Origin of the sequence: Pseudomonas aphyarum (assembly GCF_028657055.1) — a bacterium.
GTDB classification, from domain to species: Bacteria; Pseudomonadota; Gammaproteobacteria; order Pseudomonadales; family Pseudomonadaceae; genus Aquipseudomonas; species Aquipseudomonas aphyarum.
This window is the reverse complement of record NZ_JAMDGS010000010.1, coordinates 145,595-165,379: the sequence shown is the minus strand read 5'-3', so window position 1 is coordinate 165,379 and position 19,785 is coordinate 145,595. Positions and strand designations below refer to the sequence as shown.

Below are 19,785 nucleotides of genomic sequence, written 5' to 3'. Positions count from 1 at the left end.
GAAAAGTCAACCGAACCCGACGTTATGTCGTCTTGGCAACTTATTGATGCAAAGGATTTTTTCGCGTCTACGCTTTGATTGGATCCAACATTTCAATGGATCTATTTCTTTTTTCTTTGCAATGAGGTGTGCATGAGTCAGGCGTTTCTCCCCTTCTCCCGCCCCAGTATCGGTGATGAAGAAATTGCCGCCGTGGAGCAAGTTCTGCGCTCCGGCTGGATCACCACCGGGCCGAAAAACCAGGCTCTTGAAGAACAGTTTGCCCAGTACGTCGGTTGCCGCCACTCCGTGGCACTTTCCTCCGCCACCGGTGCCATGCATGTAACGTTGCTGGCGCTGGGAATCGGCCCCGGCGATGAAGTCATCACCCCGTCGCAGACCTGGGTGTCCACCGCCAACATGATTTCCCTGCTCGGCGCCACGCCGGTGTTCGTCGATGTCGACCGCGACACCCTGATGACCGACGCCGCGCGCATCGAAGCCGCCATCACCCCGCGCACCAAAGCGATCATTCCGGTGCATTACGCCGGCGCCGCGTTTGACCTCGATCCGCTCTACGTGCTGGCCGACAAGCACGGCATCGCCGTGATCGAAGACGCCGCCCACGCCGCCGGCACCCGCTACAAGGGCCGTCACGTGGGTTCGCAAGGCACCGCGATCTTCTCGTTCCACGCGATCAAGAACATGACCTGCGCCGAAGGCGCGATGTTCGTCACCGACGACGAAGCCTTGGCCAACCGTGTGCGCATGCTCAAGTTTCATGGCCTGGGCGTCGATGCCTACGACCGCCTGACCCACGGCCGCAAACCCCAGGCCCAGGTGATCGAGCCCGGTTTCAAATACAACCTGGCCGACATCAACGCCGCGATTGCGCTGGTGCAACTGGAGCGTCTGGACGCAATCAACGCCCGCCGCACCGAACTGGCCACGCAATACCTGCAAAAACTCGAAGGCCTGCCGGTGCAACCACTGGCCGTGCCGCCATACGCCCAACAGCACGCCTGGCACCTGTTCATCCTGCGCATCGACAGCGAGCGCTGCGGGATGGACCGCGAAACCTTCATGAAGGGTTTGCAGGAGCAAGGCATCGGCACCGGCATCCACTTCATCGCCACCCACCTGCACACCTGGTATCGCCAGCGTGATCCGCACCTGTACCTGCCCGACACCGAGTGGAACTCGGCGCGGCTGTGCTCCATTCCCTTGTTTCCCGACATGACCGACCAGGATCTGGACCGGGTCGTCGGGGCCATTGAACACCTGATGGGGAAACGCCCGTGAGACCTTATCCGATTCATTGCGTGTCGATCGTCATCCCGGTCTACAACGAAGAAGACAGCCTGCCGGAACTGCTGCGCCGCACCCAGGCCGCCTGCCAGCAACTGCGGCATGACTACGAAATCGTGCTGGTCGACGACGGCAGCCGCGACGCTTCCGCGCAATTGCTCGAAGACGCCGCGTCCGTCGTGGACAGCCCGTTCGTGGCCGTCATCCTCAACCGCAACTACGGCCAGCACGCGGCGATCATGGCCGGTTTCGAACAGTGCAAGGGCGACGTGGTGATCACCCTCGACGCCGACCTGCAGAACCCGCCGGAAGAAATCCCGCGCCTGGTGGCCGAGGCCGAAAAAGGCTTTGACGTCGTCGGCACGGTGCGCGGCAATCGTCAGGATTCGGCCCTGCGCCGCTATCCATCGAAACTCATCAACCTCGCCGTGCAGCGCTCCACCGGCGTCGCCATGAGCGACTACGGCTGCATGCTGCGCGCCTACCGCCGCACCATCATCGACGCGATGCTCGCCTGCCGCGAACGCAGCACGTTCATTCCGATCCTCGCCAACAGCTTCGCCCGGCACACCACGGAAATCCCCGTGGCCCACGCCGAGCGCGAACACGGCGATTCGAAATACAGCCCGATGCGCCTGATCAACCTGATGTTCGACTTGATCACCTGCATGACCACCACACCGTTGCGGCTGCTGAGCATCGTCGGCTTCGCCATGGCCGGGCTCGGCGTGCTGTTCGCGGCGGCGTTGATCGTATTGCGTCTGGCCTTCGGTTCCGGCTGGGCCGGTGACGGCATGTTCGTGCTGTTCGCGGTGCTGTTCGTGTTTACCGGTGGCCAGTTCATCGGTATGGGCCTGCTCGGCGAATACCTGGGACGCATGTACAGCGACGTGCGCGCCCGCCCACGCTTTTTCATTGAAAAGGTGCTGCGCAGCCACCCCGCCACTCCGGCGCCTGCGGTCACCGTGGATGGTCTTTCCTCTACTGCTTCTACAACTTCTACTACCGGTCAGGTTCTCTCATGAGTGCAAAAACTGTTGTCTTCGCTTACCACGATATTGGCTGCGCCGGCATTCAAGCCCTGCTCGACAGCGGCTACGACATTGCGGCCGTGTTCACCCATGCCGATGACCCGCAGGAAAACGCGTTCTACGCCTCGGTCGCGCAACTGTGCGCCAACAAAGGCATCGCGGTTCATGCGCCGGAAGACGCCAACCACCCGCTGTGGATCGAGCGGATTGCCAAGCTCGATCCGGATTACATCTTCTCCTTCTACTATCGCAACCTGCTGAGCGAACCCTTGCTGGCCACCGCCAAAAAAGGCGCGTTCAACCTGCACGGCTCCCTGCTGCCGCGCTACCGTGGCCGCGCTCCGGCCAACTGGGTGCTGGTCAACGGCGAAACCGAGACCGGCGTCACCCTGCACCGCATGGTCAAGCGTGCCGACGCCGGCGCCATCCTGGCCCAGCAACGCGTGGCCATCGAACGCAGCGACACCGCGCTGAGCCTGCACGGCAAACTGCGGACCGCCGCCAGCGACCTGCTGCGCGATGCACTGCCGGCGATGCTTCAGGGCAAAATCAGCGAAACCCCGCAAGACGAATCGAAAGCCACGGTGTTCGGCCGTCGAACCGCGGCAGACGGCAAACTGGTCTGGGCGCAACCTGCCGAAAAACTGTTCAATCTGGTGCGGGCCGTGACTCAGCCTTACCCGGGCGCCTTTTGCGCGGTGGGCGAGCACAAGCTGGTTGTGTGGAGCGCCGACGTGGTCAAGGGCAACGAAGGCCAGGCGCCGGGCCGGGTCATCAGCGTCGATCCGCTGCGCATCGCCTGCGGTGAAGACTCGCTGGTGATCAACGCCGGCCAGCGCAACGACAACGGCCTGTACCTGAGCGGCCCGCAACTGGCCAATGAACTCGGTCTGGTGGACGGCTCGCTGTTGCGCGGCGCCGAGTCCGGTCGTGGCCCACGCCGTACTCGGGTGCTGATCCTCGGCGTCAACGGTTTCATCGGCAACCATTTGTCCGAGCGTCTGCTGCGTGACGAGCGCTACGAAGTCTATGGCCTGGACATCGGCTCCGATGCCATCGACCGCCTGCGCAGTCATCCGCGTTTCCACTTCGTCGAAGGTGATATCAGCATTCACTCGGAGTGGATCGAGTACCACATCAAGAAATGCGACGTGGTCCTGCCGCTGGTGGCCATCGCCACGCCGATCGAATACACGCGCAACCCACTGCGGGTGTTCGAACTCGACTTCGAAGAAAACCTGAAACTGGTGCGCTACTGCGTCAAATACAACAAGCGCGTGATCTTCCCGTCGACCTCGGAAGTCTATGGCATGTGCCAGGACAAGCACTTCGACGAAGACAGCTCGAACCTGATCGTCGGCCCGATCAACAAGCAGCGCTGGATCTACTCGGTATCCAAGCAACTGCTGGACCGAGTGATCTGGGCCTACGGCGCCAAAGGCCTGAACTTCACCCTGTTCCGCCCCTTCAACTGGATGGGCCCACGGCTGGATCGCCTCGACTCGGCGCGTATCGGCAGTTCCCGCGCCATCACCCAATTGATCCTCAACCTGGTGGAAGGCACGCCGATCCGCCTGTTCGACGGCGGCGAGCAGAAACGCTGCTTCACCGACATCGCCGATGGCGTCGAGGCGCTCGCGCGAATCATCGATAACGACAACGACGTCTGCAACGGCCAGATCATCAACATCGGCAACCCGGACAACGAAGCGAGCATTCGCCAGTTGGGCGAAGAACTGCTGCGTCAGTTCGAGGCTCATCCGCTGCGTTCCAACTTCCCACCGTTCGCCGGTTTCCGCGACGTGGAAAGCAAGGCGTTCTACGGCGCCGGTTACCAGGACGTCGAGCACCGCAAACCGAGCATCGCCAACGCCAAGCGCCTGCTGGACTGGACGCCGACCGTGGAAATGCGCGAGACCATCGGCAACACGCTGGATTTCTTCTTGCGTGAGGCAATGGCCGAAATCGAGAGCAAGCGTTGATGCAGGCCGGTTTGCGCATCGACGTCGACACCTTTCGCGGCACCCGCGAAGGTGTGCCGCGCTTGCTGGAAATCCTCGATGAAGCGCAGATCAAGGCGACGTTTTTCTTCAGTGTCGGCCCGGACAACATGGGCCGGCATCTGTGGCGCCTGATCCGTCCGCAGTTCCTCTGGAAGATGCTGCGCTCCAACGCCGCCGGCTTGTACGGCTGGGACATCCTGCTGGCCGGCACTGCCTGGCCGGGCAAACCGATCGGCCGCGACCTCGGGCACCTGATGCGTCAGGCCCGGGCCGCCGGCCACGAAGTCGGCCTGCACGCCTGGGATCACCATGGCTGGCAGGCCAATGCCGGGCGCTGGAGCGATGCGCAACTGGTCGAGCAGATCCGTCAGGGCGTCGACACCTTGAGCGACATCCTCGGCGAAAAGGTTACGTGTTCGGCCGCCGCCGGTTGGCGTGCGGACGAGCGTGTGATCGAAGCCAAACAGGCCTTCGGCTTTCGCTACAACAGCGATTGCCGTGGGCAGCGGCTGTTCCGACCGTTGCTGTCTGACGGATCGGTCGGTGCGCCGCAGATTCCGGTGGACTTGCCGACCTTCGATGAAGTGGTCGGGCCGACTGTGGCGGCGAAGGATTTCAACGCCTTCATCCTCGACCGGTTCCGCCCGGACAACCTCAACGTCTACACCATTCACGCCGAAGTAGAAGGGATTCTGATGGCCGAAGATTTTCGTCGACTGCTGGCCGACGCACGCCAACGACATATCAATTTTCAGCCCCTGGGCAATCTGCTGCCCGCGTTTCTCAACACCCTGCCCGTCGGCCGCGTGCAACGCGGCGCCCTCGAAGGGCGCGAAGGCTGGCTGGGAGTGCAAGGCGCATGAGCAAACGCTGGGCATTGCCGCTGTTGCTGGGGATTTTCCTGCTGGCCTATCTGCTGCCGCTGGGCAGTCATGGTCTGTGGATTCCTGATGAAACCCGTTATGCGCAGATCAGCCAGGAAATGCTGCTGAGCGGCAACTGGGTGTCGCCGCATTTCATGAACCTGCGTTACTTCGAAAAACCGGCGGCCGGATACTGGATGATCGCTATCGGGCAGGCCGTGTTCGGACAGAACCTGTTTGGCGTGCGGTTTGCCTCGGCCCTGAGCACCGGGCTGAGCGTGCTGCTGTGCTTCCTCATCGCTCGCCGCTTGTGGAACGACCCGCGCAAAAGCTTCGTCTGCGCCCTGCTCTACATGAGTTTCACCATCGTCGCCGGCCAGGCTGATTACGCCAACCTCGATCCGCAATTCACCTTTTGGGTCAACCTGAGTCTGGTGGCCCTGTGGTTTGCTCTCGACAGCCGTTCCAATGGTCAGCGCCTGGCCGGTTGGGCGGTGCTGGGCCTGGCCTGCGGCATGGGGTTCATGACCAAGGGTTTTCTCGCCTGGCTGCTGCCGGTGCTGGTCGCCTTGCCGTGGATGCTCTGGCAAAAACGCTGGAAGGAATTGCTGCTGTACGGCCCGGTGGCCATTGCGGTGGCGATCATCGTCAGTCTGCCGTGGGCGTTGGCGGTGCACGGTCAGGAACCGGATTACTGGCGGTTCTTCTTCTGGCACGAGCACATCCGCCGTTTTGCCGGGGACGATGCCCAGCATGACGCGCCGTGGTGGTTCTACCTGCCGCTGCTGGTCGCGTTCAGTCTGCCGTGGGTCGGGATGTTGCCGGTGGCATTCAAGCAGGCATGGCAGAACCGCCGCGAAACCGGCATCGCGTTTCTCGGCCTGTGGCTGCTGATGCCGCTGCTGTTCTTCAGCCTGAGCAACGGCAAGCTGCCGACCTACATCCTGCCGTGCCTGCTGCCGCTGGCATTGCTGCTGGGCCACGCGCTGGCCGATCGCCTGCGCCTGGAGCAAGGCCGGGCTCTGGGCCTCAATGGCCTGCTGAATCTGTTTCTGGGACTGGTCACGCTCATCGCGCTGGTTTACGTGCAGCTCAAGCGTCCGCTGTACGACCACGAATTGCACAGCCTGGTGCTGGTGTTCATCGCCCTGACCGGCTGGATCATCAGCAACCTGCTGCAAGCATTCCGCCCGTTGCAATGCTGGGCGGCGCCGGCGGTGGGCAGTTTGCTGCTGATCGCGCTGCTGCCGGCAGCGCTGCCGAAATCGGTGGTGGCGAACAAGATGCCCGACCAATTCGTGCTCGCCCACCAGGCGGAACTGGCGGCCACCACGCACCTGTTGAGCAACGATCTGGGCGCCGCGTCGGCCCTGTCCTGGCGGGTCAAACGCCCGCAGGTGGCGATGTACAACACGATAGGCGAATTGAAATATGGCCTTGCCTATCCTGACGGCATTCACCAACGGGTCGATCCCGATCAGGTGCAACAGTGGATGCGCGAAGCCCGCAAGACCGGTTCGGTCGGCGTGGTGATGCGGGTCAAGGGGCAAGACGAACTGGACGAACTCGACAGACTGCCCAAGGACGGCGTTCGTTATGAGCAAGGCAATCTGGTGATCGTGATTCTTCCGCAGGAGGCGTCATGAGCCTGTGGCTGCTCTTACTCGCCTGCGTGCTGACCTGCCTGGGCCAGGTCGCGCAGAAATTCGCCGTCGAGAGCTGGCGCGGCGCGAGCCTGTCGTGGTCGCGCAAAGTGCGCTCGCCGTGGCTGTGGCTGGCGCTGTTTGCCCTCGGCACCGGTCTGCTGGTGTGGCTGTTGGTGTTGCAGCGCCTGCCGGTCAGCATCGCCTACCCGATGCTCAGCCTCAATTTCGTGATCATCACCCTGATCGCCCGCTTCGTGTTCAAGGAGCCCGTCGACGTTCAACACTGGTTCGGCGTGTTTCTGGTAATCGGTGGCGTGGCGCTGTTGGGGCAACAGTCATGAACCAGAGTCGTGGAATCTTCTTCGCCCTGGCCAGCGTGCTGCTGGTCAGCATGGCGCAACTGAGCATGCGCTGGAGCATGACGCGCCTGCCCCGACCCGATCAGTGGCTGGCCGTGCCCAGCGTCGATTCAACCGCGCTGGCCGTGGTGCTCGCGGCGATCTTCGCCTATGCGCTGTCGATGCTCTGCTGGCTCGCCGCCCTGCGCGATCTGCCGCTGGGCCGGGCCTATTCGCTGCTGAGCATCAGCTACGCACTGGTGTACCTGCTGGCGGCCAGCCTGCCGCTGTTCAACGAATCCTTCAGTTTCTCTAAATCACTGGGCGTGGCGCTGGTCATGCTCGGGGTCATCACCATCAACACTCGTCCGGCCCGTGCGCCCGAATTGAGGAGTTCGCCATGAAAATCACAGTGTTTGGTAGCGGTTATGTCGGCCTGGTGCAGGCCGCCGTGCTGGCCGAAGTCGGCCATGACGTGGTGTGCATGGACATCGACGAGAAAAAAGTCGAGCTGCTGCGCCAGGGTCACGTCAGCATTTTCGAGCCGGGGCTGGCCAGTCTGGTTCGCGAAGGCCTGGACGCCGGGCGCCTGCAATTCACCTGCGATGAACAACTTGCGGTGCAGCACGGCAAGGTTGCGTTCATTGCCGTCGGCACTCCGTCGAAGGAAGACGGCTCGGCCGACCTGCGTTACGTGTTGTCGGTGGGTGACGCCGTGGCCCGTCACCGTGAAAAACCGCTGATTCTGGTGGAGAAATCCACCGTACCCGTCGGTACCGGCGACACCTTGCGCACCCACCTGGACAAAGCGCTGATCAAGGCCGGGCGCCTGTTGCAGTTCGATATCGTGTCCAACCCGGAATTTCTCAAGGAAGGTTCGGCGGTCGCCGATTGCCGTCGGCCCGACCGGATCGTCATCGGCTGCGAGCGCGAAGAAGTGCGCGACGTGATGCGTGACCTGTATTCGCCGTTCAACCGCAACCACGACCGCATCATGTTCATGGACCTGCGCAGCGCCGAGCTGACCAAGTACGCCGCCAACTGCATGCTGGCGACCAAGATCAGCTTCATCAACCAGATCGCCGAACTGGCCGAACACCTGGGCGCGGACATCGAATCGGTGCGCCAGGGCATCGGCGCCGACAGCCGCATCGGTTACCACTTCATCTACCCCGGTTGCGGTTACGGCGGCTCGTGCTTCCCCAAAGACATGCGCGCGCTGATCCATAGCGCCGAAGAGGCGCACTGCTCCAGCGATTTGCTGCAAGCGGTGGAAGCGATCAACCAGCGGCAGAAACACAAGCTGTTTGAACGCATCAACGCGTTCTACAAGGGCGAACTGCGCGGCAAAACCTTCGCCCTGTGGGGCTTGGCGTTCAAGCCGAACACCGACGACATGCGCGATGCGCCGAGCCGGGTTCTGCTGGAATCGCTGTGGGCTGCTGGCGCCAGCGTGCGGGCGTTCGACCCGGAAGCGATGCAGGAAACCCAGCATCTGTACCCGGAAGAATCGAAACTGATGCTGATGGGCACCCCGGAATCGGTGCTCGCCGGTTCCGACGCGCTGATCATCTGCACCGAATGGCAGCAGTTCAAGGCGCCGGATTTCGACCTGATCCAGCAACGCCTCAAGGCCCCGGTAATCTTCGACGGCCGTAACCTGTACGACGCCGAACGCCTGGCCCGCAACGGCTTTCATTACTTCCCGATGGGCCGTGGCGAATCGCGCACCTTGCCGATTCCGTTGCAGCAATGGCCGCACGCCTCGGACGTGGCTTGATCGGTTTAACCCCTGCCCTGCGCCGGCAGTCCCTGATCGCAGGGCTGCTGGCGTTTCTGCTGTTCATCGCCGGCGTGTACGGGCAGGCGCCCATCGGTTTCGACTCGCGCTTCGTGTTGTTCGCCCAGGAAATGCTCCGCCACGGGCCCAGTGTGTTTCCCACTACTTATGGTCAGCCGTACGCCGATTATTCGTCGCTGTCGACCTTGTTCATCTGGCTATTGTCGTTGCCGTTCGGGACGGTCAACAGCCTGACGGCGTGGCTGCCGAGCGCTGTCGCCGGCGCGGTGATCGTGACGTTGATGTATCGCTTGCTCGCGCCCTCTTCGGTGCGCTGGGCGGTGGTCAGCATCGCGCTGCTGATGCTCACCAGCACCTTCATCACCGAGACCCGCGCGGTGTCGCAGGATCTGATGCTCGCCGCCGTGGCGTTTTCGGTGTTCTACCTCGGCTATGCCCACGACCATTTCGCTGCCGGTCGACGCTGGCCGCTGGTGTTCATTCTGTTGCTACTGGGGTTTGGCATTCGCGGGCCGATCGGGCTGGTGGTGCCGACCGGCATGCTGTGCAGTTACTACCTGCTGGATCGCCAATGGTCGCGCCTGTTGACCTTCGGTGTGCTGGCTTCGCTGTTGCTGGCGGCCTGCGTCGGGCTGTTGTTGTGGTTGGCGGATGTCAGCGGCGGGCCGGCGTTTCGGCAGGACGTGATCCGCATGCAGTTCATGGGGCGCATGGACGGCAGCGAGGGCGTCAGCGGTTCGCTGTATTACTTCACCAGTTCTTTGGGCAACTACGCGCTGGCGTATCCGCTGGCCTTGCTGGCACTGGCAGCGGCGTGGCTGAGCAAGCCCCGCCAGCGCGGCCCGGCCTTGCGACTGGTGCAGTATTGCGCCGCTGCGGGGTTGATCGTGATGCTCGGGCTGTCGATTCCCCAGGCGAAAAAGGCCCGCTACCTGCTGCCGATGCTGCCCATGGCGGCGATCATCGCGGCGTATCCGTTTCAGGTAGTGCATGGCCGGGTGTTTGCCTGGCTGCGCGTCGGCATGCAGGGATTGTGGTTGCTGATCCCTGCCTTGTTGATCGTCATGTTGTGGGTGGCGCAGCGACGGTTTCTCGAGTCGTTGACCGACCTGACGCCGGTAATGATCGTGCTCGGATTGCTGCAAATGGCCGCGTTGTCGCGGTTGTGGCGGCCGCGCTGGCGAACCGAAGTCCTTGCGTTCAGCGCCGTGCTGGCGGTCTGGTCGGCGTACGCGCTGGTGTTCGAACCAGTGGAGCGCCAGCTGTATGACACGCGAACCTTCAGCCAGGCGGCGCTTGCGCGAATCCACGAGCAACCCGCGCCGCTGGTGCTGCACGGCATGGGCAAGGACGCCAAGGCAATCAAGTTCATGGTCAACGTCGAGCAGGATCTGCAACCGCTGTTCACTGAAACCACGCAAGCGCTCGAAGCGCTCAAGGGACCGGCGTGGCTGATGATGGATCGCAGCGACTATCAGGCTCTGCAAGGCACGCCGCTCGGAACGCTGCAGCCGGCGCTGAGCGGGCGTTTCGACAAAAACGATTATGTGTTGCTGTGGCTGACGCCTTAACCTGCGCGACGTGATTTCGACAGGGACCGCTGACTGATGACCTTCACCGTGCGACAGGCCCTTGCAGCCGATGCCATCGCCCTCCCCGCCATCGAGCGCTCGGCCGCCGCGCTGTTTCGCCTCGACACGTCACTGGCCTGGCTGGCCGATGCCGCCGTGCCGCAGGCCTCGGCGCATTTACCGGCGATTGAACAGGGCGAACTGTGGGTCGCGCAAAACAACGACGGGCAACTTGCAGGTTTTTTAAGGGCGGTGACTGTCGACCAACAGTTGCACATTGAGGAACTGTCCGTCAGCCAACACTTTCAGGGCCGGGGCGTCGGTCGCAAGTTGCTGTTGGCGGCGATTGAACAGGCGCGTCTGTGGCAACTTCGGGCGGTGACGCTGACGACGTTTCGCGATCTGCCGTGGAATGCGCCGTTCTATCAACGCATGGGTTTTGCGCTATTGAACGCCGACGACAGCGACGCGCGTCTGAACCATGTATTGCGCGATGAAATCGCTCACGGATTGCCCGGTGAGCGACGTTGCGCCATGCGCCTGATACTCACGCCGTCGGCTTGAGATCAACCCCCAGCGCCTGGGCGAACGCCTTGACCAGCGGACTGCGCACGGTGTTGTGGCGCAGAATCAGATTGAACGGTGTATCGAAGTGGATCAGCTCCGGGCACACCGCGCGAAACTGCCCGGCGGCCACCAGCGTGGCGGCGTAGTGCTGGGGCAGAAAGCCCACGAAACGCCCGGTCTTGATCAGCAATGCCACCGCTTCGACCTGGGTCGCCGAGGCGGAAAAACTGTCGTAGCGGGCGAAGTTGAGCTTGTCACGATGGATCGCGTAGCGGTGGTTGATGCACTCGTAATCCTGCAACACGTTGCCGCCCATCTGCTCCGCCGGCATCTCGAACAACGGGTGGCCGACGGCGCAGTAAGCCTGCGAGCGTTCTTCGTAGAGCGGGTAATAATCGAACTCTTCGCGTTTCTGATAAACCGGGACTATTCCGGCAACCAAGCGACCTTCCACTACGCCTCTTTCCACTTCATCCAGTTGGGTGGCCTGAAGTTGAAACCTTACTTTCGGTGAATGTTCATTTATCTTTTTAAGCGCGGCAACTAACGGCGAATTATCGTCGGTAATCGTATTATCGATCACCCCCACTCCGAGATCGCCGATAAGTTCGTTCTGCGCTGAACTAAGCCGGTCACGAAAGTTGTCGACCGAGGCAAACAGATCAATCGACGCCTGATACACCAGACGCCCTTCTTCGGTCAGGTGAAACCCCTCGCGGCCACGGGTACACAGGCGCATGCCGATGCGGATTTCCAGGTCGGAGATCTGCTTGCTGATCGCGGCCAGGCCCACGTTCAGCTCGTTTTGCGCCGCGCTGAAGCCGCCGGCCTCGACCACCGCCTTGAACACCTTGAGCAGTTTGAAATCCAGTCCGCTGAGGGCCAAAGGTGCCCGGTGAGCGGTTTTGACCGGTGGGTTTCCGGAATTGGAAAGTGGGGTTTCCATAATGCTGATTTACCTCTGGCGCAATGTTCAACAATCTGTGTCCAACAACAAAAACATCGCCGGCTAATAATAATGATCACAGAAAACAAGCCTTGGCAACCGCCAAAAAATTCCGAACATCAGTGCCAACTCACTGATCGCCAAACATTAAAAGCTGACACTTCGATCAGCTCTTGTCTCTTTGCAACTGCCCTCTTGAAAACTGCTTTGGCCTGATTCCGCCCGCTGATTGTTTGGCGCGATATTCAGGGCCCAGCACACCGATTTCAGTTCGCGTTACCGACGAGGAAAACAACAAATGTCTCAAACCACCGACCGTCTCTGGGGTGCCCGTTTCAAAAGCGGCCCGTCCGCAGCCCTGGCGGCCCTGTCCCGTTGCCCCGAGCGCTATTTCCGCCTGACGCCGTACGATCTGGCCGGCTCCAAGGCCCACGCCGGGGAACTGCAACGTGCCGGCCTGCTGGATGAGCAGGAAACCCGCACGATGATCGAAGCCCTGGACGGCATCGGTGCCGATTTTGCTGCCGGGCGCATCGCCCCGACCCTGGACGACGAAGACGTTCACACCTTCATCGAGCGCCTGCTGACCGAACGCCTTGGCACACTGGGCGGCAAGCTGCGCGCCGGCCGCTCGCGCAACGACCAGACCGCCAACGACCTGCGCCTGTTCCTGCGTGATCACGTCCGCACCCTGGCCGTGGAAGTGCTGGCCCTGCAAACGGCGCTGGTGGATCAGGCCGAGCAGCACGTCGAGAGCATCTGCCCGGGCTTCACCCACTTGCAGCAGGCGCAGCCGATCGTGTTCGCCCACCACCTGCTGGCCCACGCCCAATCGATGTTGCGTGACGTGCAGCGACTGGTGGACTGGGACAACCGCACTTCGCTGTCGCCCCTCGGTGCTGCGGCCATGGCCGGTTCCGCCATCGCTCGCCAGCCGCAACAGTCGGCCAAGGAAATGGGGTACGCCGGGGTCTGCGAAAACTCCATCGACGCCGTGGCCAGCCGCGATCACGTCGCCGAGTTCCTGTTCATCGCCAGCATGCTCGGGATCAACATCTCGCGTCTGGCCGAAGAGTTCTGCCTGTGGTCGTCGCGCCAGTTCCGCTGGGTCGATCTGGATGACGCCTACGCCACCGGCAGCTCGATCATGCCGCAGAAGAAAAACCCCGACATCGCCGAACTGGCCCGGGGCAAGGCTGGGCGTCTGATCGGCAACCTGACCGGCCTGCTGTCGACGCTCAAATCCCTGCCGCTGTCGTACAACCGCGACCTGAGCGAAGACAAGAACGGCGTGCTCGACAGCGTCGACACCCTGCTGTTGGTGCTGCCGGCGATGGCCGGGATGGTCGCGACCATGACCGTCAACGTCGAGGAACTTCGGCGTCAGGCGCCGCTGGGTTTCACCCTCGCCACCGAAGTCGCCGACTGGCTGGCGGTGCGCGGCGTGCCGTTCAAGGAAGCCCACGAAATCACCGGTGCGCTGGTGCAGGCCTGCGAAAAACACGACCTCGAATTGTGGGAAGCCTCGCCGGCGCTGCTGGCCGAGATCGACCCGCGCCTCACGGCAGACGTGCGTGACAGCCTGACCCTGGAAGCCGCCATCGCCGCCCGCAGCGGCTGGGGCGGCACCGCGCCGCAACAGGTGCGCGAGCAGATCGGCCGCCTGAAAACCGCCCTCGCCGCACAGCAACAGTGGACCGAAAACTACCAGGGCTTCCGCCTCTAAGCCGGGTCCCCCTCCCACCGGGAGGGGGTTGATCGACAAGTACAGTGTACGGAGAAACACCATGAGCCAGACTCAGGCAGAACGACTCCAGGCGGAGCGCAAACTGGCGGAAAACCAGTTCGACATTACCCAGTACCAGCACGTGCCACGGCGTTACTACGGGCGGATCTTCTTCGCCACCGTGATCGTCATCGCGATCATCGGTCTGGTGCGGGCCTTCGCCGAAGGCAAGATCGAATGGTCGTACATCGGCCAATTCCTGACCTCCGAAGCGATCATGTGGGGCCTGTTCAACACGATCATCATGGCCGTGCTGGCGATGGCGCTGGGCATCGTGTTCGGGGTGATCACCGCGATCATGCGCATGTCGGCCAACCCGATCCTGCGCTACGTGGCAGTGACCTACACCTGGCTGTTTCGCGGTACGCCGCTGATTCTGCAACTGCTGTTGTGGTTCAACCTGGCGCTGATCTTCCCCACCATCGGCATTCCCGGCCTGTTCGAACTCGACACCGTGAGCCTGATGACCCCGTTCGTGGCCGCCCTGCTCGGCTTGAGCATCAACCAGGGCGCCTACACCGCTGAAGTGGTGCGCGCCGGCCTGCTGTCGGTGGACACCGGCCAGTACGAAGCCGCCAAGTCGATCGGCATGCCGCGCCTGCAAGCACTGCGCCGGATCATCCTGCCCCAGGCCATGCGGATCATCATTCCGCCGGTGGGCAACGAATTCATCGGCATGGTGAAAATGACCTCGCTGGCGAGCGTCATCCAGTACTCGGAACTGCTCTACAACGCCCAGAACATTTACTACGCCAACGCCCGGGTCATGGAGCTGCTGATCGTCGCCGGTATCTGGTACCTGGCCACCGTCACCGTCCTGTCTTTTGGTCAAAGCCGTCTGGAGCGTCGTTTCGCTCGCGGCGCCGGCAAGCGTTCTTGAGGAATCCGTCATGAGAAACATCGTCAAGGCCGTGAGCCTGAACAAATATTACGACCAGTACCACGCGCTCAAGGACATCAACATCGAGGTCGAGCAAGGCGAAGTGCTGTGCATCATTGGCCCGTCCGGCTCGGGCAAGAGCACCCTGCTGCGCTGCGTCAACCAGCTGGAAAAGATCGACAAGGGCGGCCTCTGGGTCGACGGCGAACTGGTCGGCTACCGCGTGGTCGGGCACAAGCTGCACGAACTCAACGAATCGCAGATCGCCCGCCAGCGCCTGGCCACCGGCATGGTGTTCCAGCGCTTCAACCTGTTTCCGCACATGACTGTGCTGCAAAACATCATCGAAGGCCCGTGCCAGGTGCTCAAGCGTTCGCCCAAGGAGGCGCACGAAGAAGCCCTGGAACTGCTGGCCCGGGTCGGCCTGGCCGACAAACGCAACAGCTACCCGATCGAGTTGTCGGGCGGTCAGCAGCAACGGGTGGCGATTGCCCGCGCTCTGGCCATGCGCCCCAAGCTGATGCTGTTCGATGAACCCACTTCGGCACTCGACCCGGAACTGGTCGGTGAGGTGCTGTCGGTGATGCGCGATCTGGCGCAGACCGGCATGACCATGATCGTCGTCACCCATGAACTGGGCTTCGCCCGGGAGGTTTCCAACCGCATGGTGTTCATGGACGGCGGGCAGATCGTGGAGGCTGGAAGCCCCGAAGAAATACTAATAAGTCCGCAAAACCCGCGCACCCAAAGCTTCATTTCTGCCGTTCGAACCTGAGGCCCCTTTGGCCTTCACAACACTCATAAGAGAACGTCCATGAAGAACTTCGTCATTCCAGCAGTACTCACCTCCCTCATGTCTTGCGGTTTCGCCGTGGCCGCCGAGTTGCCGGCCAGCATCAAGGAAAAAGGCGAGATCGTCGTCGCGATCATGCCCAATTATCCGCCGATGGATTTCAAGGACCCGGCCACCAACAAGCTCACCGGCCTTGACTACGACCTGGGCAACGCCCTGGCCGAACGCCTCGGGGTGAAGATCAAGTGGCAGGAAACCGGCTTCGAGCAAATGATCAACGCCCTGACCACCGACCGCGTGGACATGGTCCTGTCGGGCATGACCGACACCGCCGAGCGTCAGGCCAGCGTGACCTTCGTCGACTACTTCACCAGCGGCCCGCAGTTCTACACCTTGCAGAAAAACGCAGCGACCAACGAAATCATCGACCTGTGCGGCAAGAAAGTCGGCACCAGCCGCCGCACCACCTTCCCGGCGGAAATCGCCGCGTGGAGCAAGGAAAACTGTGAAGCGGCCGGCAAACCTGCGATCAACGTAATCGGCACCGAAGGCTCGGCCGACGCCCGTGCCCAACTGCGCCAGAGCCGTATTGATGCGGCAATGCAGGGCAGCGAAACCCTGTCGTACCTCAAGACCCAGGAAAAGGACATGTACAAGACGGTCGGCCAGCCGATCTCCGTGCAGTTCACCGGGCTGGGTGTGAGCAAGAAGAAGCCTGAGCTGAGTGAAGCGGTGAAAGTGGCGCTGCAAAGCATGGTGGATGACGGCAGTTATGGCGCGATTCTGAAGAAGTGGGATCTGGAGTTGGGTGCGATCAAGGACGTGACCATTAACGCGGGCAAGTAAGACTCGAGATCGCTCCCCCTCACCCCAGCCCTCTCCCCCAAGGGGGGCGAGGGGGAAAGGGAGCCGATCTTCATGTTGTTCAAAAGCTGAGTTCGACTGAATTTTTCAGAACCTGAGGTCTGACTTGGCTTTTCAGAATCCAAGTTCGACTTGATTTTTTCAGGTCCTGAGTTCGATTCGTTTTTTTAGAACCTGAGTTCAACTCGATTTTTCAGGTCGATGTACCCCTGAAGAACACCCCGATCGGCTCCCTCTCCCTCCGGGAGAGGGCTGGGGTGAGGGCTCGATCTGATCAACACCCAGGATCCAACTGACCAACCCCCGGAGCGTCACAACCATGTCCGCCCCTCAACAACCCACCTGGCCCGACCAGCACAAAGCCTGCCTAGCCCTGGCCTTCGACCTCGACGGCCCGACCGGCGATGCCATGCTCAACAACTCGATCTGGCACAAACCCGAATACTTCGGCTTCGGCGGCTACGGCCCCTACCGCGCCCTGCCACGCCTGCTGGATCTGCTCGACGCCTTCAAGATCCCGACCACCTTCTTCGTCCCCGCCTGGGTCGTGGAGAACTGGCCGAAACAATGCCAGGCGATCGTCGAGCGCGGTCATGAAGTCGCCTACCACGGCTACAAGCACGAATCCTTCTACGCCCTGACGCTGAACCAGCAGCAGGCCGTGATGAACAAATCCCGCGACGTGTTCTGGCAATACCTGCACATCCGCGCCGAGGGCTTTCGCACCCCGTCCGGCGACTGGCGCGCCGAAACCCCGGCGATGCTGGCGGACGACGGCGTCATCTATTCCAGCAGCATGCGCGGCGATGATCGCCCGTATCTGGTCAACGTCCCCGGCCACGACACACCGCTGGTGGAAATCCCCGGCCGCTGGGAAATGGACGACTACGCCTCCCTCGCCTACACCCGCGCACCGAACTTCCCGTCCGGGCTCGACCGCACCGCCAGCTATGAGCTGACCCTCGACAACTGGCAGCGCGAGTACGACGGCGCGATGGACGAAGGCCTGTGCCTGACCACCCTGTTCCACCCGAAAATCACCGGCAAACCGGGGCGCATCCTGTTGCTGGAGAAACTCTTCGAACACATGCGCCAGCGCGATGACGTGTGGTTCGCCACCTGCCGCGACGTCGCCCGCTGGTGGCTGAAGGAGCATCACCATGGCTGACGCTGACAACCACTGGCCCGCCGGCAAACGCTGCGCGGTGGTGCTGACCGTCGATTACAACGACATCCACGGCATTCTCACCCAGGCCCCGGAAGTCGCCGGACGCGACAAGACGCTGTCGGTGTGGCGCTACGGCACGCAACGCGGCGTCGAGCGTTTGCTTGGCCTGTTCAGGGAACTCGGGGTGCGCAGCAGCTGGTTCGTGCCGGGTATCGTTGCCGAGGAAAACCCGCAGCACATCGCGGCAATCCAGGCTGACGGCCATGAAATCGCCTGCGCCGGCTACCGCCACCAGGATTACGACACGCTGGATCTGGCGGCGCAGAGCGCGGAAGTCGCCAAGGGTTGTGCAGCGCTGGAAGCCCTGACCGGCGTGCCTCCAACCGGTTTCCGGATTCCGGCGGGCAACGGTGCGCCGGGATTCATTGAAGCCTTGAGAGACCACGGCATTCGCTGGTCGTCATCATGGCGTGGCGATGATCTGCCGTTCTTGCACCCGACCGCGCCTGAAGTGGTCGAGTTGCCGCTGCATTACGAACTGGAAGACGAGCCTTACTTCGCCTTCAACCTGAGCCCGGCCGTGCCGCCAGCGCAATCGCGGATCGCTTCCTACAGCCACACCCTGGGCAACCTGCAAATGGACTTCGCCGGATTTCACCGCTTCGGCCTGTGCTACGTGCTGCGCCTGCACCCGGAAATCATCGCCACACCGGGACGCATCGGCGTGCTGCGCGAATTGCTGCAAGGCATTCAGCAGCATGACGACGTGTGGATCGCCACCGGCGCCGAAGTCGCGCAGTGGTGGGCGCAAACGGCGGCGCCGGTTGCGCAGGATCATCCGGCGTCGGTGTATGAGCGCCATTATCGGGACTACCTCGTATGACGGAGCGCATGCAGCGGCTGGCGCAGTTTTGCGTCGAAACGCGGTTTGAAGATCTGCCGCCGGCTTTAGTGGAGCAGGCCAAGCGGCACATTCTCGACACCTTCGGCGCGGCACTGGCCGGGGCCGACAGTGCGGTGGCGCTTCAGGCGCGGCAGGTGTTCGGCGCCGAGCCGGGCACCGCGCTGGTCTGGGGTTCGTCATTGCGCGTCGGCGCGGGGCATGCGGCGTTGCTCAACGGCATCGCCGCCCATGCGCTGGAGCTGGACGACACCGGCGGTTGCGATCACTCCGGCGCGGTGGTGTTGCCAGCGGTAATGGCCGCGCTGTCGCTGGTCGATCGGCCGGTGGACGGTCGCGAGTTCATCACCGCCGTGGTGATCGGCTACGAAATCGGCCGGCGGGTGCTGGAAGCCTGCGGCAGTTATTCGGCGCACAACGGCGCCGGTTGGCACTCCACCGCCACCTGCGGCGTGTTCGGCGCGGCGGCGGCCTGTGCGCGGATTTTTGCGCTGGATGTCGGGCAAACCGTGTCGGCACTCGGCATCGCTGGCAGTTTCAGTGGCGGGTTGTGGGCGTTCATTCATGACGGTTCGCAAAGCAAGAAACTGCACAGCGGCCGGGCGGCCGAGGGTGGTTTGCTGGCGGCGCGTTTTGCTCGCGAAGGCGTCAGCGGGCCGTCGGTGTTGTTCGAGGATGTCTGGGGTGGATTTCTCAAGACCCTGGCGCCCGGCAGCGCGCAGCCGAATGCGCTGGATGCCGATTTGGGAAAGGTCTGGAAACTCGCGCGCTGTTCGATCAAACCCTACGCCGCCTGCCGTGGCACCCATTCGGCCATCGATGCGCTCGGCTTGTTGCTGGAGCAATTGCAGGTCGGTGCCGATCAGGTTGAAGACATTCAGGTTCACCTGTGCGGGTTTCTGCTCGACATGTGCGGCGGTCGCGACATCCAAAGTCTGGCCGCTACGCAGATGAGCCTGCCCTATGCCCTCGCCGCGCGACTGGTGCACGGCCATTGCCGACTCGAGGCTTACGACGAACAGCCACGAAACGATCCGCGCATCGCTCACTGGCTGACGCGCATTCGCCTTGAAGTGGATGAGCGACTGTCGGAGGATGGCGAACCGGTGGTCGTGGTGCGAACCCGTGACGGGCGTGAGGCGAGTCTGTGTGTCGAGGTGCCGCTGGGCGCGCCGGGCAATCCGCTGAGCGAGGCGGCGCTGGAGGAGAAGTTTTTCAGTCTGGCGTTGCGGGTCATTTCACCGGTCAAGGCCGAGCCGTTACTGGCGCAGCTGCGGCAACTGCAAACGCTGGATTCCGTGCGCGATCTAGAGCACCTGTTAACCGAATAAGGACATTTG

The 19,785-nt window shown here is 62.4% G+C and carries 18 protein-coding genes; 17 read left to right on the top strand and 1 reads right to left on the bottom strand.

The annotated features are described in order from the left end of the window. Nucleotides 1-132: 132 nt before the first annotated feature. From arnB to M5G18_RS14920, 10 genes are read left to right on the top strand one after another with little or no spacing between them, the layout of a single operon-like run. Nucleotides 133-1,281, top strand: coding sequence for a UDP-4-amino-4-deoxy-L-arabinose aminotransferase (arnB, locus tag M5G18_RS14965; protein WP_273899528.1), 1,149 nt, complete (start codon nucleotides 133-135; stop codon nucleotides 1,279-1,281). Beyond that, nucleotides 1,278-2,312 (top strand): undecaprenyl-phosphate 4-deoxy-4-formamido-L-arabinose transferase, encoded by a 1,035-nt coding sequence (arnC, locus tag M5G18_RS14960; protein ID WP_273899530.1) that lies wholly within the window; start codon nucleotides 1,278-1,280, stop codon nucleotides 2,310-2,312. Before arnB ends, arnC begins: the two co-directional genes overlap by 4 nt. After that, on the top strand, nucleotides 2,309-4,300 hold the full coding sequence (gene arnA / locus M5G18_RS14955; RefSeq protein ID WP_273899531.1) for a bifunctional UDP-4-amino-4-deoxy-L-arabinose formyltransferase/UDP-glucuronic acid oxidase ArnA: 1,992 nt from the start codon (nucleotides 2,309-2,311) through the stop codon (nucleotides 4,298-4,300). The genes arnC and arnA overlap by 4 nt, the downstream gene beginning before the upstream one ends. After that, complete coding sequence (arnD, locus tag M5G18_RS14950; protein ID WP_273899532.1) at nucleotides 4,300-5,184, top strand: 4-deoxy-4-formamido-L-arabinose-phosphoundecaprenol deformylase; 885 nt, start codon at nucleotides 4,300-4,302, stop codon at nucleotides 5,182-5,184. The genes arnA and arnD overlap by 1 nt, the downstream gene beginning before the upstream one ends. Continuing rightward, a complete protein-coding gene (arnT, locus tag M5G18_RS14945; RefSeq protein ID WP_273899533.1) occupies nucleotides 5,181-6,830 on the top strand; it encodes a lipid IV(A) 4-amino-4-deoxy-L-arabinosyltransferase in 1,650 nt (549 codons plus the stop codon). The genes arnD and arnT overlap by 4 nt, the downstream gene beginning before the upstream one ends. Further along, on the top strand, nucleotides 6,827-7,171 hold the full coding sequence (gene arnE / locus M5G18_RS14940; protein WP_221534923.1) for a 4-amino-4-deoxy-L-arabinose-phosphoundecaprenol flippase subunit ArnE: 345 nt from the start codon (nucleotides 6,827-6,829) through the stop codon (nucleotides 7,169-7,171). The genes arnT and arnE overlap by 4 nt, the downstream gene beginning before the upstream one ends. Further along, nucleotides 7,168-7,572, top strand: coding sequence for a 4-amino-4-deoxy-L-arabinose-phosphoundecaprenol flippase subunit ArnF (arnF, locus tag M5G18_RS14935; RefSeq protein WP_273899534.1), 405 nt, complete (start codon nucleotides 7,168-7,170; stop codon nucleotides 7,570-7,572). Before arnE ends, arnF begins: the two co-directional genes overlap by 4 nt. Next, on the top strand, nucleotides 7,569-8,948 hold the full coding sequence (locus M5G18_RS14930; protein ID WP_273899536.1) for a UDP-glucose dehydrogenase family protein: 1,380 nt from the start codon (nucleotides 7,569-7,571) through the stop codon (nucleotides 8,946-8,948). Before arnF ends, M5G18_RS14930 begins: the two co-directional genes overlap by 4 nt. Continuing rightward, complete coding sequence (locus M5G18_RS14925; protein ID WP_273899538.1) at nucleotides 8,921-10,540, top strand: ArnT family glycosyltransferase; 1,620 nt, start codon at nucleotides 8,921-8,923, stop codon at nucleotides 10,538-10,540. Before M5G18_RS14930 ends, M5G18_RS14925 begins: the two co-directional genes overlap by 28 nt. Nucleotides 10,541-10,576: 36 nt before the next feature. Continuing rightward, nucleotides 10,577-11,104: a GNAT family N-acetyltransferase gene (locus M5G18_RS14920; RefSeq protein ID WP_273899539.1), complete on the top strand. Its 528-nt coding sequence runs from the start codon at nucleotides 10,577-10,579 to the stop codon at nucleotides 11,102-11,104. On the opposite strand, the gene M5G18_RS14915 is transcribed toward M5G18_RS14920, so the two are convergent. Beyond that, nucleotides 11,088-12,053: a LysR family transcriptional regulator gene (locus M5G18_RS14915; protein WP_207982816.1), complete on the bottom strand. Its 966-nt coding sequence runs from the start codon at nucleotides 12,051-12,053 to the stop codon at nucleotides 11,088-11,090. The two genes, M5G18_RS14920 and M5G18_RS14915, sit on opposite strands and share 17 nt — an antisense overlap. A 298-nt stretch (nucleotides 12,054-12,351) precedes the next feature. Between M5G18_RS14915 and argH the strand changes: the two genes are divergently transcribed. The 7 genes from argH to M5G18_RS14880 all read left to right on the top strand — a co-directional run bounded on the left by argH (nucleotide 12,352) and on the right by M5G18_RS14880 (nucleotide 19,776). Next, nucleotides 12,352-13,779, top strand: coding sequence for an argininosuccinate lyase (gene argH, locus M5G18_RS14910; protein ID WP_273899540.1), 1,428 nt, complete (start codon nucleotides 12,352-12,354; stop codon nucleotides 13,777-13,779). Nucleotides 13,780-13,840: 61 nt separating this feature from the next. Beyond that, nucleotides 13,841-14,719, top strand: a complete 879-nt coding sequence (locus M5G18_RS14905) for an amino acid ABC transporter permease (RefSeq protein WP_011334265.1) — start codon at nucleotides 13,841-13,843, stop codon at nucleotides 14,717-14,719. Nucleotides 14,720-14,729: 10 nt separating this feature from the next. Further along, nucleotides 14,730-15,494: an amino acid ABC transporter ATP-binding protein gene (locus tag M5G18_RS14900; RefSeq protein WP_039768627.1), complete on the top strand. Its 765-nt coding sequence runs from the start codon at nucleotides 14,730-14,732 to the stop codon at nucleotides 15,492-15,494. 39 nt (nucleotides 15,495-15,533) lie between these two features. Continuing rightward, complete coding sequence (locus M5G18_RS14895) at nucleotides 15,534-16,358, top strand: ABC transporter substrate-binding protein (RefSeq protein ID WP_102686101.1); 825 nt, start codon at nucleotides 15,534-15,536, stop codon at nucleotides 16,356-16,358. 337 nt (nucleotides 16,359-16,695) lie between these two features. Further along, on the top strand, nucleotides 16,696-17,544 hold the full coding sequence (locus M5G18_RS14890; RefSeq protein WP_273899541.1) for a polysaccharide deacetylase family protein: 849 nt from the start codon (nucleotides 16,696-16,698) through the stop codon (nucleotides 17,542-17,544). After that, a complete protein-coding gene (locus tag M5G18_RS14885) occupies nucleotides 17,537-18,427 on the top strand; it encodes a polysaccharide deacetylase family protein (RefSeq protein WP_273899542.1) in 891 nt (296 codons plus the stop codon). The genes M5G18_RS14890 and M5G18_RS14885 overlap by 8 nt, the downstream gene beginning before the upstream one ends. Then, nucleotides 18,424-19,776: an MmgE/PrpD family protein gene (locus tag M5G18_RS14880; RefSeq protein WP_273899543.1), complete on the top strand. Its 1,353-nt coding sequence runs from the start codon at nucleotides 18,424-18,426 to the stop codon at nucleotides 19,774-19,776. The genes M5G18_RS14885 and M5G18_RS14880 overlap by 4 nt, the downstream gene beginning before the upstream one ends. Nucleotides 19,777-19,785: the final 9 nt, after the last annotated feature.

Coding starts and splice junctions, on each gene's coding strand:
- arnB (WP_273899528.1), top strand. CDS start 133: ATGAGTCAGGCGTTTCTCCCCTTCTCCCGCCCCAGTATCGGTGATGAA.
- arnA (WP_273899531.1), top strand. CDS start 2,309: ATGAGTGCAAAAACTGTTGTCTTCGCTTACCACGATATTGGCTGCGCC.
- arnD (WP_273899532.1), top strand. CDS start 4,300: ATGCAGGCCGGTTTGCGCATCGACGTCGACACCTTTCGCGGCACCCGC.
- arnT (WP_273899533.1), top strand. CDS start 5,181: ATGAGCAAACGCTGGGCATTGCCGCTGTTGCTGGGGATTTTCCTGCTG.
- arnE (WP_221534923.1), top strand. CDS start 6,827: ATGAGCCTGTGGCTGCTCTTACTCGCCTGCGTGCTGACCTGCCTGGGC.
- arnF (WP_273899534.1), top strand. CDS start 7,168: ATGAACCAGAGTCGTGGAATCTTCTTCGCCCTGGCCAGCGTGCTGCTG.
- M5G18_RS14930 (WP_273899536.1), top strand. CDS start 7,569: ATGAAAATCACAGTGTTTGGTAGCGGTTATGTCGGCCTGGTGCAGGCC.
- M5G18_RS14925 (WP_273899538.1), top strand. CDS start 8,921: ATGGCCGCACGCCTCGGACGTGGCTTGATCGGTTTAACCCCTGCCCTG.
- M5G18_RS14920 (WP_273899539.1), top strand. CDS start 10,577: ATGACCTTCACCGTGCGACAGGCCCTTGCAGCCGATGCCATCGCCCTC.
- M5G18_RS14915 (WP_207982816.1), bottom strand. CDS start 12,053: ATGGAAACCCCACTTTCCAATTCCGGAAACCCACCGGTCAAAACCGCT.
- argH (WP_273899540.1), top strand. CDS start 12,352: ATGTCTCAAACCACCGACCGTCTCTGGGGTGCCCGTTTCAAAAGCGGC.
- M5G18_RS14905 (WP_011334265.1), top strand. CDS start 13,841: ATGAGCCAGACTCAGGCAGAACGACTCCAGGCGGAGCGCAAACTGGCG.
- M5G18_RS14900 (WP_039768627.1), top strand. CDS start 14,730: ATGAGAAACATCGTCAAGGCCGTGAGCCTGAACAAATATTACGACCAG.
- M5G18_RS14895 (WP_102686101.1), top strand. CDS start 15,534: ATGAAGAACTTCGTCATTCCAGCAGTACTCACCTCCCTCATGTCTTGC.
- M5G18_RS14890 (WP_273899541.1), top strand. CDS start 16,696: ATGTCCGCCCCTCAACAACCCACCTGGCCCGACCAGCACAAAGCCTGC.
- M5G18_RS14885 (WP_273899542.1), top strand. CDS start 17,537: ATGGCTGACGCTGACAACCACTGGCCCGCCGGCAAACGCTGCGCGGTG.
- M5G18_RS14880 (WP_273899543.1), top strand. CDS start 18,424: ATGACGGAGCGCATGCAGCGGCTGGCGCAGTTTTGCGTCGAAACGCGG.